This window comes from Mycobacterium sp. IS-1556 (assembly GCF_001499985.1).
Lineage (GTDB): Bacteria > Actinomycetota > Actinomycetes > Mycobacteriales > Mycobacteriaceae > Mycobacterium.
In genome coordinates this window covers 421,290-434,423 of the sequence record NZ_LQIM01000023.1, presented here as the reverse complement: position 1 = coordinate 434,423, position 13,134 = coordinate 421,290, and the positions used below count along the sequence as shown (strand labels likewise).

The following is a 13,134-nucleotide window of genomic DNA, read 5'->3' as shown; positions in this document are numbered from 1 at the left end:
GGCGTGCGACAAAAGCGGCCGACTACCCGCGCGGGCGCAGCGTCGCCATCGGCGGGCGGTCGGTGAGCGACACCGGCGAGGTCCGCGGCGTGTAGTCGTCGCCGTCGGCGAAGAACTGCGTGAGCCCGACGCCGGAGTCGGGCACGCCGCAGCGGGACAACAGCGTCGCGATGACCTGCCTGCTCATCGTGGCCAGCTCGGTGAGCGACCGGTTGCGGTGCGTCCGCACGCCGAGGTTGACCTGCGCGATTCCATCCAGCCCGAGACGGTCGTAGGCGTCGATGAGCAGGCCGATCTCCACGCCGTACCCCGGCGCGAACGGTACGGACGTCAACAGCTCACGGGTGCCGGCGTACTCACCGCCCAGGGGTTGCAGGATGCAGCTGAGCTCGGGGCGCAGCGAGGCGAGCAGCGGCCGGGCCACCAGCTCGGTGACGCGCCCGCCACCGTTGGCGTCCTGGCTGCCGCTGACCTTGAGCGGCCTGCGGTAGAAGCCCTTGACCAGGTGCACCCCGTCGGCGGTGAGCAGCGGGCCGACGAGCTTGGGCACGAACATCGGGTCGGGGTCGATCAGGTCGGAGTCGACGAACACCACGATGTCGCCGGTGGTCGCGGCCAGTGAACGCCACAGCACCTCGCCCTTTCCGGGCTGCGGGGCCACCTCGGGCAGCGCGACTTCCCGGCTGACCACCCGGGCCCCGGCGGCCAGCGCGCGGATCTCGGTATCGTCGGTCGATCCCGAATCGAGCACGATCAGCTCGTCGACCAGCCCGCCCATCAACGGCGCGATGCTTTCGACGACGCTGCCGACGGTCTCCTCCTCGTTCAACGCCGGCAACACCACCGAGATGGTGCGGCCGTTCTTGGCGGCTTCGAGTTCGGCGATGCTCCACGCCGGCCGGTTCCAGCTACGGTCGGCCAGCCACTGTCCAGTACGGACCGCGGCGCCGGGCAGTTCCGGAGTGAGTGTCATGCCAGTCCCCTCACCGTGCGCGTCGGCGGCCGTCCGCCCTGGATCGACGCGACCATCTCCAGTACGCGCCGAGTCGGTGCGACCTCGTGCACCCGGAACATCGCGGCTCCGTCTGCGGCCGCCAGGGCGGTGGCTGCAAGGGTGCCCTCCAGGCGTTCGGTCAAACCCACACCCAGAGTCTCCCCGACGAAATCCTTGTTGCTCAGCGCCATCAGGACCGGCCATCCAGTTTTTACAAGCTCTTTCACATGGCGCAACAAAATAAGACCGTGGTAAGTGTTCTTGCCGAAATCGTGGGTCGGATCGATCAGCACCGCGTCGCGCGCCACCCCGGCGGCCACCGCTCGTTCGGCCGCGGCGGTCACCTCGGTGATCACGTCGTCGACGACGCCGCGTTCGGAGATCCCGTAGTTGACCCGGAAAGGCCTCGTCCGCGGTTGGGCGCCGCCGGTGTGCGAGCACACCAGGCCGGCGCCGAATTCCGCGGCGACCTCGGGTAACGCCGGGTCGTGGCCGGCCCAGGTGTCGTTGATCAGGTCTGCACCGGCCGCACAGGCTTGTTTGGCGACCGCCGAGCGCCAGGTGTCGACGCTGATCAGCTGGTCGGGATAGGTGCCGCGCAGCCATTCGATGAACGGGACGACGCGGGCGACCTCTTCGTCGGCGTCGACGAGCCCGCCCGGACCCGCCTTGACCCCGCCGACGTCGATGACGTCGGCGCCCTCCTCGATCACCCGGTGCGCGGCGGCCTTGGCTGCCTCGTCGGTGAACGCGGCGCCGCGGTCGTAGAACGAGTCCGGCGTCCGGTTCACGATCGCCATGATCAGCGCCCGGTCGCCGGCGACGGGTCGCCCGAGGAACCTTGACTCCACGTTTCCAGGCTACGGCCGTGCGATTTGTGGAGTTTTTGCGGCGCTCACCGCCGCTGCGGCTCCACGAATCGCTAGTTCTTGGGCTTCTTTCCGTCGGCGACCTCTTTGGGGTATGCGTCGTAGAACTCGACGTAGCCCTCGTCGCGGCCGGACAGCACGTAGATCGGGTCGTCGATCTCCTCGACGTTGTAACCCTCCTTGCGGAGGTCGACCTTCTGGCTCTTGAACGTCGACGTGTGCGCCAGCTCCTCGACCACCCGAACGAACAGCGGCACCGCATACCCGGGCAGCTTGTCGTAGGCGGCCTTGGCCAGCGCCTTGCCGTCGAATTCCTGGCCCTCCTTGAGCTGGATCGCCGCCATGCCCGCCCGGCCGCCGGTGCCTTCCACCTCGACGCCGAACACCGTGCACTCCTCGACCTGCGGGTCGGCCGAGATCGCCGACTCCACCTCGGTGGTGGCCACGTTCTCGCCCTTCCAGCGGAAAGTGTCGCCGAGCCGGTCGGTGAACGACGCATGCCCGAACCCCTGCGAGCGCATCAGGTCGCCGGTGTTGAACCAGACGTCGCCGTCACGAAAGGCGTTGCGCACCAACTTCTTTTCCGTCTCCTTCTTGTCGGTGTAGCCGTCGAACGGCTGGAAGTTGCTCACCTTGGACAGCAGCAGCCCCGCCTCACCGTTGCGCACCTTCTTGACGCGGCCCTTGTCGTCGCGCAGCGGATCACCGGTCTCCTGGTCGTACTCCACGAAAGCCACGGGCGTCGGGCAGATGCCGGTCGACTTCGGAACGTTGAACACGTTGACGAACGCGGTGTTGCCCTCGCTGGCGCCGTAGAACTCGCACACCCGCTCGATGCCGAACCGCTCGGTGAACTCGTCCCAGATCGCCGGGCGCAATCCGTTGCCGCAGATCACCCGGACCTTGTGCGCCCGGTCGGTGTCCTTTTCCGGCTGGCTGAGCAGATAGGAGCAGATCTCGCCGATGTAGACGAACGCGGTGGCGTCGTAGCGGATGACCTCGTCCCAGAACTTCGACGCCGAGAACGACTTGCCCAATGCCAGCGTGGCACCCGAGTTCAGCACCGACGACAGCGCGACCGTCAGCGCGTTGTTGTGGTACAGCGGCAGGCAGCAGTACAGGGTGTCCTTGCTGGTCAGCCGCATGCCGAGGCCGCCGAATCCGGCCAGTGCGCGCAGCCAGCGGTAGTGGGTCATCACGCTGGCCTTGGGCATGCCGGTGGTGCCCGACGTGAAGATGTAGAAGGCCTTGTCCTTGGCCAGCACCGCCGCGGTGGTGGGCGGGTTGCCGGTGGGCGCGGTGGCGGCCAGGCGCTTCAGCTCGTCGACGGTGATCAGGCCCGAGGTGTCCGCGCCGGACTCGGTGATCGGCTCGACGAAATCGGTGTCGGCGACCACGGCCTTCGCCTCCAGCAGCCCGAGGCTGTGCTGGAGTACCTCACCGCGCTGGTGGTAGTTGAGCATGCCGGCGATCGCCCCGCACTTGACGGCAGCGAGCATCAACAGCACGGATTCGGGTGAGTTGCGCAGCATGATGCCGACGACGTCGCCGTGCCCGACGCCGCGGGCGGCCAGCACCGCGGCATAGCGGTTGGCAGTCTCGTTGGCCTCGCGGTAGGTGATCTGCTCGTCGCCGAACTTCAGGAAGACCTTGTCGGCGTAATGGGCAGCGCGCTCCTGGAACACCCTGCCGATCGACGTCTTGGCCGACGGCCGTGCGCCGAAGCCGGTGACCACGCCGCGCAGGATGGTCGGCACGTCCACGATCAGGCCCGGCATCCTGGCGGCGATGTCCAGCAACCCGACGCTGCTGCCGGTCCCCGACTTCTCGGTCATGTGCGTCCGTCCCTCCGCTCTTCGTTTGTCGCACACCCTAGTGACCCAGGTCATGCCGCGGCGCGCACGCCGCCATGGCCGACTCGATATCGGTCACGACGACCAGCCGGTCCAGCGCCTCCTTGGCGACGTAGCCGCTGTCGAGCAACCCGTGCAACCAGGCCAACAGGCCGTCGTAATGCCCGATTGGATCGAGCAGCACGACGGGTTTTTCATGCATACCCAGATAGCCCGCTGTCCAGGCTTCGAAGAACTCCTCGAGGGTGCCGATGCCGCCGGGCAGCGCGATGAACGCGTCCGATCGGCCTTCCATGACCTGCTTGCGCTCACGCATCGTGTCCGTGACGACGAGTTCGTCGGCGTCCACGTCAGCGACCTCCCGATGCACCAGCGCTTTGGGAATGACGCCGACGGTGTGTCCTCCGCGGGACCGGGCCGCGACGGCGAGCGCCCCCATCGCCGAGACGTTTCCGCCGCCGGAGACCAGGCTCCAGCCCCGCTCGGCGATCGCCACACCCACCTCCTCGGCCAGTGCGAGGAGTTCGGGGTGCGCCGGCCCCGACGCACAGTAGACGCACACCGCCCATTGACGGTCAGGTTCGCCGGACACGAGCACAACCTAGCCGCACGACGATCAAGCGGCCCCCGGGCCGCGCTGAGGAGTGCGGTAATCGAACCAGCCGGACGACGATCAAGCGGCCCCGGCCGCGTTCAGGAGTGCGGCGATCGATTTAGCCATAGACTCCGGCGGTGCCGATTGAGTGGGTCACCTCGCCGCCCGGACCGGCACTCGACTCGATCGAAGCCGGGCTGCGCAAGCGTTCCGGTGCGGTGCTGATCGGGCCTGCCGGCGTGGGCAAGACGACGCTGGCGCGCGCGGCCGTGGACCGGTTCGGCGCCGGGTATCCGCGCGTCGACTGGGTGACCGCGACCAGGCCGATGGCCGCAGTGCCGTTCGCAGCGGTCAGCCACCTCATCGAGATCCCCGAAACCGGCAAGACCGCCGACGTGTTGCGGTGTGCGCGTGAATCTCTCGGTGACGGCCCCTTGCTGGTGCTCGACGACGCCCATCTGCTCGACCCGCTCTCGGCGGCGCTGGTGTATCAGCTGGCAGTCGGTGCCGCCGCCACGTTGATCGTGACGGTGGCGCCCAACGGCGTGATGGCCGAAGGAGTCTCGGCGTTGTGGGAGGACGGCCTCGTCGAGCGCATCGAGCTCGAGCCGCCGGGGCACGACGACAGCCGGCTGGCCACTCGCGTCGGGGAGTTCGTCGCGGCCCTGCCCACCGCCGCGCACCGCGTGCTGGAGTACCTCGCGGTCGACGACCCGCTCGCCCTCGCCGAACTCGAAGCCCTGGCCGGACGCGACGCCGTCGAGGGCGCATCGGCTTGTGGCGCAGTGGTCGTCGACTACGGCTGGGTGCGTCCGGCACATCCGCTGTTCGCCGACGCGGTGCGCGACGATCTGGGTGGCCCGGAGTTGCGGCGGTTGCGCGGTGAGCTCGTCGACCGGCTCGCGGCGCGGCCCGACGACACCGCGGTCGACCGGCTGCGCCGCGCGGTGCTGGCGCTCGACAGCGACAGCCCGCAGGAGCCCGCCGAGGTGGCCGCGGCGGCCGCAGAGGCGCTGCGGCTCGGCGATCTGACGCTCAGTGAACGGCTCGCCCGCGCCGCGCTGCATCGCGCACCGGTTCTGCCGACCCGGCTGACGCTGGGCTATTCGCTGGCCTGGCAGGGCCGCGGCCGTGACACCGACGCGGTGCTCGCGGAGGTGGACAGCGCCGCGCTCTCGGAGCACGAGTTGATGGCATGGGCGCTGCCGCGCGCGGCGAACCAGTTCTGGATGCTGTCCGAGCCGGAACGGGCGACCGCGTTCCTGCGTGCGACGCGTAATCGGGTGTCGTCGCCGGCCGCCCGCACCACGCTGGACGCGTTGTCGGCGACGTTCGCGATGAACGCGGGCAGTGTGTCGCGGGCCGTGGAACTCGCCGAGGAGGTGCTGGGATCGCCGGCGGCCGACGACACCGCGGTCGGTTGGGCCGCGGCTGCCGCGGCGTTGAGTTCGGCGCGGACGGGCCGCTTCACCGAGGTCGACGCATTGGCCGACCGTGCGATCGCCGCCGGACACCCGGGGCTGCTGCGGTTCACCAGTGGGTTCGGCCAGACGACGGCGTTGGTGATGGCCGGGCAACTCGACCGGGCGCAGCAGCTCGCCCAGCGGCTCACCGACTTCGCGCAGCTGCAGCAACCCGGCCGGGCGATCGGCGAGGTGTTGGTGGCCGACGTGCTGATCGCCAAGGGCGAACTCGACGAGGCGGTGCGGCTGCTGCGTCGCGCGGCCTCCGCCCTGTCGCCGACCGGCTATTCATGGGGTGCATTGGCCTGGATGCTGCTGGCCCAGGCGCTCGGCCAGCTCGGCGCGGGCGTCGAGGCCGGAAAAGCGTTGGCGCGCGCAGAATCTCGACACGGCCTCAAGTCGATGTTGTTCGCTCCGGAGCTGGCCGTGGCGCGGGCGTGGACGATGTCGGCGCGACGCGACCGGCACGGCGCCGTCGACGCCGCCCGCGACGCGGTGCGCAGCGCGGAACGGGGCGGGCAGACGGCGGTCGCGTTGCGCGCCCTGCTCGACGCGGTGCGGCTGGGCGACGTGCGCGCCGTCGACGCGATCGGGCGCATCAGCGCCGAATGCGATTGCGCGACCGGGCGTTTGGCGCTGGCACACGGCCGGGCGCTCGCCGCGCGTGATGCAGCCTCGCTGGTCGAGGTGTCGCAGAGTTACGCGGCGGCCGGGTGGCACAGCGCCTCGGCCGACGCGGCCGCGCAGAGCGCTGAGCACCGCTGAATTGGCGTCGGAGACGGTTCGGTCGCGGCCCTAGACTTTCACTTCGACGGAGGTGCAGATGAGCCAGTTGAACGTGCAGACCGATGGGGTGCGGTCCTACGCCCAGATCCACGACCGGGTCGCGACGGACCTGTCACAGATGGTCGACGCCGATGCCAGTGAAGCGGCCGGCGTGCAGGCCAGCCATGGCACGATCGCCGCCGCCGTGGGCGCCGCGCTCACGAGCGCACTCGGCACCCGCCGCGACACCGTGCAGGCCACCGCCCGCTCGGGCGAGACGCTCTCCGAGCTGCTGCGTGAGGCCGCTCGGATGTACGACGAGGGCGACCAGGCGGGCGCCGACAAGTTGCGCGCTGCCGCCGATGCCCTCGAGTCACAACAGGGCACGCCCGGCGGTACCAGCGGCCCTGTGGGCGCGGGCGGCCCGGCGGCAGCCACCGGAAGCCCGGCGGGCGGCGATCAGATGGCCGGTCAGCTGGCCGGCCAGGTCGGCCAGCAAGTAGGTCAGGCGCTCGGCGGGCTGACGGCGTCGCTGGCCGGCCTCGCGCAGGGGCTGGTGCAGGTCCCGCAGCAGGTCATGCAGGCCGTGCAAGGCGCCGCTGGGTCGACGGCCGACGACAAGGCGCCCCGTGAGGCGTACGACGAGGCCGACCGCACGCAGGACGCCGGCGGCGCTGAGGAGGCCCCGCGGCAGGATCGGGCGCCGCAAACCGAGCGCGCGGTCGAGGGCCAGCCGGTCGAGCGGGCCGATGCGGGTGCGGCGGCGAGCGGTCGGACGCCGGATGTACCGGCCGAGCCGCAGCGGCCACAGCCGGCGCAGACGCGCCCGCAGGCGACTAGTTAGCCGGCGCTGAGTTCTGACGCCCGCTAGACGTTGCGGGCGATCGCGTCGTCGCCGCGTCCGGGCTCCGGCGGGGTCACTGGCGCCGGGCCAGCTGCACTGCCCTCGGGTCCTGACGCGCCGGCCCATGGACGATCGTCGGCGTGCTGCAGCGGTTGGCGCTCGTCAGGTTCATCGCGCTCATGCGGTTCGGGTTCCCTTGCCTCGCTGGGTGTTTCGCCTCGCCACTGGGCGTCGTCGCGCGCTTGCTGCGCGGTTGCGCCCGCCGGACCGGCTGGCGTGCCGCCCGAGCCCGCACCGGCGGCCCCCTGACCGCCTGCGGTCTGGCCACCCGCCGCTTGAGCGCCCTGCATGGCCTGCTGCATCAGCGATCCGAAGATTCCGGTCTGGCCGCCGAGCGCCTGCGCCGGCGCCCCCGCCATCTGCCCCATCTGACCGGCCTGCTGGCCGACCTGGCCGAGCATTCCCACGAGCTGGCCGACCGACTGCGAACCGGCGTCTTCGGCGTTCTGATACGCGGCCTGCGCGGCGCCCACCTTGCCGGAGAACGTGTTCTCCTTCGCAGACAGCGCTGCGACGTTGGCCGTCAGCTCGGCGGCCAGCGTCGGCAACACGGCCGAGATGGTCGCGCTCATCGCATCCTGCCCGGCGGGAATCATCGGGATCTCCGGCAGTTCGACCGCCGCGGCGTTCCAGCTGATGCCCTCGGGCTTTCTCAGCGTGCTCATGCGTGCTCCTCGTCACCAGTCGTCATCGTCGTCTTCGTCGAGGTCATGCTCGAGCGGGGCGGGCACGGACAGGCCCGCCACGGTGCCCCCGCTGTCACCGCGCTGACCCATCATCGGGGCCATTCCGCCCATCCCGCCGCCCGCGGCCATCGGGGCGGCGCCGGCGACCACAGCGGAGCCGGCCGTGGCGCCTTCCGCGGCGGGAGCCGTGCTGACGGGCTTGCTGCCGACCAGATTCGCCATCTGCGGCGTCTGCAGCGGCGCGCCACCGGAACCCGGAAGCGATGCCGCTCGCACCATGCCCGAACCGCCGCCCGCACCCGATCCGCCGGCCAGCGGATGGTTGGAGAACGACGAGAACGGCAGCCCGGCGGCGCCGAGCGCGTCGGCCTTGCCGCCTTGGCCGAACATCGACGTCAGTTGCTGCAACGGCTGCGAGAGCTGCTGGAGCTGCTGGCCCATCTGCTGGGGCAGCTGCATCAGCGACTGGCCGATCTGCATGGGCAGCTGCGCGGCCATCGACCCCATCTGGCTCATCATCTGCATCGCCTGCTGCGAGCCGTCGCCGGCCTGTTTCGCGGCTTCCTCACCGCTGTCCTGGGCTTCCTTGCCGCCCGGCACGGGCGGGGCGCCGAAGAACGGGATGCTCGGCGGCACGCCGAGGGTGCCGGCGAGTTCGGTCGTGTTGGTCGTCACGTTGGCGATGTTCTGCGACAACCCCATCTTGATGCGGCTCTGCACCAGCTCTTGGGTATTGCTGAACGGCATCGCCGCGATGGCCTCGCACTCGTGCTGGACTTCCTGCGCGATCGTGTTTGCCAGCATCTTCGTCTTGACGACGGTGGCCTCCATCGCGCGCAGCTTGGCAGCGATCCCGGCCGCGTGCGCGGCGTTGGCCTCGTGGCCGCCGATGATGGTGGTGGCCTCCCCCGCCGCGGCCATCGACGCGACGCCCTCCCACGAGTCGGACAGCTGCATCAACTGGCCCTGCTGTTGCGGCACCACGTTGCCGCTGATCTTGGCGGCCAGCGCCTCATACGACGCCGCCGCCGCTGCCAGCATCTCCTCGTCGACGTTCGGCCAGCCGGGCCCGGTCACGGTCTGCGAGCCGTACGGACTGGAATCCGGAGCGATTCCCATGACGCGACCCCCTTTCGTGACACGCTTCGGGCGTCAAATTTACCGTGCCCTCGACCCCACTCGATGCGCTGATTCGCCAGCGTCCATGCCCCGGTCAGGGAGCGTCAGGTCTCCTGGAGACCGCCGTCGGACAACCGCAGTCGGCGTCGCACCCCGATGTCGGCGAGGAATCGCTCGTCGTGGCTGACGACGATGAACGCGCCCCGGTACGCGTTCAGCGCCGACTGGAGTTGCGCGACGCTGACCAGGTCGAGGTTGTTGGTCGGCTCATCGAGCAGCAGCAGTTGTGGCGCCGGTTCGGCGTAGAGCACGCAGGCCAGCGTCGCGCGCAGTCGCTCGCCGCCGGACAGCGCACTCACCGGCAGGTGGATCCGATCACCCTGAAACAGGAACTGCGCGAGCAGGTGCATCCGACGGGTGTGCGAGAGGCTCGGCGCATACGCGGCCAGACTCTCGGCGACCGTGGCGCGCGGATCCAGCAGGTCGAGCCGCTGGGACAGGTATGCCGTCCGGCCGTCGGCCCGCTGCACCGTGCCGTCGTCGGGTTTCAGGTCGCCACTGAGCAGGCGTAGCAGCGTCGACTTGCCCGTCCCGTTGCGCCCGGTCAGCGCGATCCGTTCGGGACCGCGGACCGACAGGTCGACGTCCGCGAGCAGCACCCGCCTGCCGGCGCGGGCACGTAGCCCGTTGGCGCTGAGCACAACACGCCCCGCGGGCACGTCGGTGTCGGGCAGATCGAGGACCAGGGCGTCGTCGTCACGCACCGCGCGCTCGGCGTCCTCGAGCCGAGATCTGGCATCGCCGACCCGCGCGGCGTTGACCGCGTCGATGCGGCCGGCCGACTCCTGTGCCCGCCGCTTGCGTGCTCCGGCAACGATTTTCGGCAGGCCGGCGTCCTTGACCTTGCGCGCTGCGGTTCCGGCTCGCCGGGCCGCCCGCTCCCGGGCCTGCTGCAGTTCGCGCTTCTCGCGTTTGAGGTGTTGTTCGGCGCTGCGCACGTTGCTCTCGGCGACGCGTTGCTGTTCGCTCACCGACTCGGTGTACATCGTGAAATTTCCGCCGTAGAAGTTGATTTCACCCCGATGTAGTTCGGCGATGCGGTCCATTCGGTCAAGCAGTATCCGGTCATGGCTGACCAACAGCAGGCAGCCGCTGAAGGCGTCGAGCGCGTCGTAGAGCCGTTCTCTAGCGTCGACGTCGAGGTTGTTCGTCGGCTCATCGAGCAGCAACACGTCGGGCCGGCTGAGCAGCCGGCCGGCGAGCCCGATCGCGACGGCCTCGCCACCGGACAACGTGCCGAGCCGCCGGTCGAGCGAAACATGGTCGAGCCCGAGCCGATCCAGCTGCGCCCGCGCGCGTTCCTCGACATCCCAGTCGTCGCCGATCGCGGTGAACAGGTCGGCGTCGGTGCGTCCGTCGGCCAGCGCGTTCAACGCCTCGACGACGGAGGCGATGTCGAGCACCTCGGCGACGGTCCGCTGGCCGTCGTACGGCAGCGACTGGGGCAGGTAGCCCAGGGTGCCGTCGACCGTGACGGCGCCGGCTTTGGGAGTGAGCTCACCGGCGATGAGCTTGAGCAGCGCGCTCTTGCCCGCGCCGTTCGGGGCGACCAGGCCTGTGCGGCCCTCGCCGACGGTGAAGGACAGCTCGTCGAACAGCGGCGTGTCGTCGGGCCATGCGAAAGACAGGTTGGAACAGACGATGGAAGGCATGTGAGAGATCTCTTCGTTGAGCGCACGGGATCGCACGAACAATTGGGACGGCTCGAGCCGGGAGAGTCCCGGCAGACGTCGTCAACTCACATGTCTTCAGGGTAGGTGTGCGGTCAAGCGGTTAAGTACCGGCGCAACATGTCCGTCGCCGCGGTGATCTTCTCGACCTCGACACGTTCGTCGGCGCGGTGCGCGAGGTTGGGGTCGCCGGGCCCGTAGTTGACCGCCGGGATACCGAGCGCGGCGAACCGCGACACGTCGGTCCACCCGTACTTGGCGCGCACCTGTCCTCCGGCGGCGGCCACCAGCGCCGCGGCGGCGGGCTTGGTCAACCCGGGCAGCGCGCCGGCCGCCGAGTCGGTCAGCTCGATCTGCACGTCGAGCCCGCCGAGCACCTCGTGTACGTGTTGCAGCGCGTCGACGACGTTGCGGTTCGGAGCGAACCGGAAGTTGACCGTGACGGACGCGGCATCGGGGATCACATTGCCGGCGATGCCGCCGTCGATGCGCACCGCCGACAGCCCTTCGCGGTAGGTGCAGCCGTCGATCTCGATGCTGCGGGCCTGATATGACGCGAGCCGGTCCAGAACAGCACCGAGTTTGTGGATCGCGTTGTCCCCCAACCAGGATCGCGCGGAGTGCGCGCGGGTGCCCGTCGCGCTGACCACAACGCGCAGCGTCCCCTGGCAACCGGCCTCGATGTAGCCGCCCGACGGCTCGCCGAGGATCGCGACGTCGGCCTGCAACCATTCGGGCAGTTCGCGCTCGATGCGCCCCAGGCCGTTGGCGGACGCCTCGATCTCCTCGCAGTCATACATCACCAGCGTGATGTCGTGCTTCGGTGCCGTGACGGTGGCGGCCAGATGCAGGAACACCGCGTCGCCGGACTTCATGTCCGAGGTACCGCAGCCGTGCAGTTCGCCGTCGACGAGGCGACTCGGCAGGTTGTCGGCGGCGGGCACCGTGTCGAGGTGGCCGGCGAGTAACACCCGCGACGGCAAGCCCAGGTTGGTGCGGGCCAGTACGGCGTCGGCGTTGCGGACGACCTCGAGGGAGGTCTGCTCGCGCAGCGCGGCTTCGACCTCGTCGGCGATGCGCTTCTCGTGGCGAGATTCGCTGGGGATGTCCACCAGCGCGGCGGTCAATGCGACCGGGTCACCGTGCAGGTCGAGGCTCACGGGCTCGACGTTAGTCTTACCCGTGTGACTTCTGCTGCAGGTATCGGGCTGGCGACCATCGCCGCCGACGGATCGGTCCTCGACACATGGTTCCCAGCACCCGAACTCGGCGCCGACGGCCCGTCGGGCACGACTCGGCTCTCGGTCGCCGAGGTCCCGCCCGAGCTCGCCGAGCTGACAGGTCCGGATGAGGACCGCGGGGTCGACGTCGTCGTGGTTCGCACCGTCGTCGGGTCGCTGGACGACAAGGCCACCGACGCCTACGACGCCTATCTACGGCTGCATCTGCTGTCGCACCGGCTGGTCGCGCCGCACGGCCTGAACGCCGACGGTTTCTTCGGTGTGCTGACCAACGTGGTGTGGACCAACCACGGTCCCTGCGCGGTCGACGGCTTCGAGACCGTGCGGGCACGTCTGCGCAAGCGCGGTCCAGTGACCGTCTACGGCGTCGACAAGTTCCCGCGGATGGTCGACTACGTGTTGCCGGCCGGGGTGCGGGTGGCCGACGCCGACCGGGTGCGGCTCGGGGCCCACCTCGCGGCAGGCACGACCGTCATGCACGAGGGGTTCGTCAACTTCAACGCCGGCACGCTGGGCAGCTCGATGGTCGAGGGGCGGATCTCGGCGGGCGTCGTCGTCGGAGACGGGTCCGACGTCGGCGGCGGCGCGTCGATCATGGGCACCCTGTCGGGCGGCGGCACCGAGGTGATCTCCGTCGGCGAGCGCTGCCTGCTCGGGGCCAATGCGGGACTTGGCATTTCGCTCGGTGACGACTGTGTGGTCGAGGCCGGTCTCTACGTCACGGCGGGCACCAAGGTGCTGACCGCCGACGGTCAGACGGTCAAGGCGCGAGAGTTGTCGGGGGCCAACAACCTGTTGTTCCGGCGTAATTCGCTGTCGGGTGCCGTCGAGGTGGTCAAGCGCGACGGCACCGGTATCACGCTGAACGAAGCCCTACACCAGAACTGACCCCCTCTTTTCTTCTGCGCGAGCGAC

General features: G+C 69.9%; 11 protein-coding genes. 3 read left to right on the top strand and 8 right to left on the bottom strand.

Annotated features, from left to right (window positions below):
• Nucleotides 1-22: 22 nt before the first annotated feature.
• The 4 genes from AU187_RS15790 to log form a co-directional block, all read right to left on the bottom strand.
• Nucleotides 23-973, bottom strand: coding sequence for a glucosyl-3-phosphoglycerate synthase (locus tag AU187_RS15790; RefSeq protein WP_059097874.1), 951 nt, complete (start codon nt 971-973; stop codon nt 23-25).
• On the bottom strand, nt 970-1,794 hold the full coding sequence (gene folP, locus AU187_RS15785) for a dihydropteroate synthase (RefSeq protein ID WP_231740245.1): 825 nt from the start codon (nt 1,792-1,794) through the stop codon (nt 970-972). The genes AU187_RS15790 and folP overlap by 4 nt, the downstream gene beginning before the upstream one ends.
• Before the next feature lie 122 nt (nt 1,795-1,916).
• Complete coding sequence (gene fadD6, locus AU187_RS15780) at nt 1,917-3,698, bottom strand: long-chain-acyl-CoA synthetase FadD6 (protein ID WP_059097876.1); 1,782 nt, start codon at nt 3,696-3,698, stop codon at nt 1,917-1,919.
• Nucleotides 3,699-3,735: 37 nt separating this feature from the next.
• Complete coding sequence (gene log, locus AU187_RS15775; RefSeq protein ID WP_059098392.1) at nt 3,736-4,308, bottom strand: cytokinin riboside 5'-monophosphate phosphoribohydrolase; 573 nt, start codon at nt 4,306-4,308, stop codon at nt 3,736-3,738.
• A gap of 140 nt (nt 4,309-4,448) precedes the next feature.
• Here log and AU187_RS15770 point away from each other — a divergent pair, with 140 nt between their 5' ends.
• A complete protein-coding gene (locus AU187_RS15770) occupies nt 4,449-6,539 on the top strand; it encodes an AAA family ATPase (RefSeq protein WP_059166913.1) in 2,091 nt (696 codons plus the stop codon).
• A gap of 58 nt (nt 6,540-6,597) precedes the next feature.
• Nucleotides 6,598-7,383 (top strand): ESX-1 secretion-associated protein, encoded by a 786-nt coding sequence (locus AU187_RS15765; RefSeq protein WP_059156972.1) that lies wholly within the window; start codon nt 6,598-6,600, stop codon nt 7,381-7,383.
• A 23-nt stretch (nt 7,384-7,406) separates the two neighbouring features.
• On the opposite strand, the gene AU187_RS15760 is transcribed toward AU187_RS15765, so the two are convergent.
• The 4 genes from AU187_RS15760 to dapE form a co-directional block, all read right to left on the bottom strand.
• On the bottom strand, nt 7,407-8,108 hold the full coding sequence (locus AU187_RS15760; protein WP_059097879.1) for a PE domain-containing protein: 702 nt from the start codon (nt 8,106-8,108) through the stop codon (nt 7,407-7,409).
• 12 nt (nt 8,109-8,120) lie between these two features.
• Entirely contained in the window at nt 8,121-9,248 is a 1,128-nt protein-coding gene (locus AU187_RS15755) for a hypothetical protein (RefSeq protein ID WP_059097880.1), read from the bottom strand.
• A gap of 104 nt (nt 9,249-9,352) precedes the next feature.
• Nucleotides 9,353-10,960: an ABC-F family ATP-binding cassette domain-containing protein gene (locus tag AU187_RS15750; protein ID WP_059097881.1), complete on the bottom strand. Its 1,608-nt coding sequence runs from the start codon at nt 10,958-10,960 to the stop codon at nt 9,353-9,355.
• 113 nt (nt 10,961-11,073) lie between these two features.
• A complete protein-coding gene (gene dapE, locus AU187_RS15745; RefSeq protein WP_059097882.1) occupies nt 11,074-12,138 on the bottom strand; it encodes a succinyl-diaminopimelate desuccinylase in 1,065 nt (354 codons plus the stop codon).
• On the opposite strand from dapE, the gene dapD reads away from it, so the two are divergent.
• Nucleotides 12,121-13,107, top strand: coding sequence for a 2,3,4,5-tetrahydropyridine-2,6-dicarboxylate N-succinyltransferase (gene dapD / locus AU187_RS15740; RefSeq protein ID WP_172800270.1), 987 nt, complete (start codon nt 12,121-12,123; stop codon nt 13,105-13,107). The two genes, dapE and dapD, sit on opposite strands and share 18 nt — an antisense overlap.
• Nucleotides 13,108-13,134: the final 27 nt, after the last annotated feature.

Coding starts and splice junctions, on each gene's coding strand:
- AU187_RS15750 (WP_059097881.1), bottom strand. CDS start 10,960: ATGCCTTCCATCGTCTGTTCCAACCTGTCTTTCGCATGGCCCGACGAC.
- AU187_RS15790 (WP_059097874.1), bottom strand. CDS start 973: ATGACACTCACTCCGGAACTGCCCGGCGCCGCGGTCCGTACTGGACAG.
- AU187_RS15760 (WP_059097879.1), bottom strand. CDS start 8,108: ATGAGCACGCTGAGAAAGCCCGAGGGCATCAGCTGGAACGCCGCGGCG.
- fadD6 (WP_059097876.1), bottom strand. CDS start 3,698: ATGACCGAGAAGTCGGGGACCGGCAGCAGCGTCGGGTTGCTGGACATC.
- AU187_RS15765 (WP_059156972.1), top strand. CDS start 6,598: ATGAGCCAGTTGAACGTGCAGACCGATGGGGTGCGGTCCTACGCCCAG.
- folP (WP_231740245.1), bottom strand. CDS start 1,794: ATGGCGATCGTGAACCGGACGCCGGACTCGTTCTACGACCGCGGCGCC.
- AU187_RS15755 (WP_059097880.1), bottom strand. CDS start 9,248: ATGGGAATCGCTCCGGATTCCAGTCCGTACGGCTCGCAGACCGTGACC.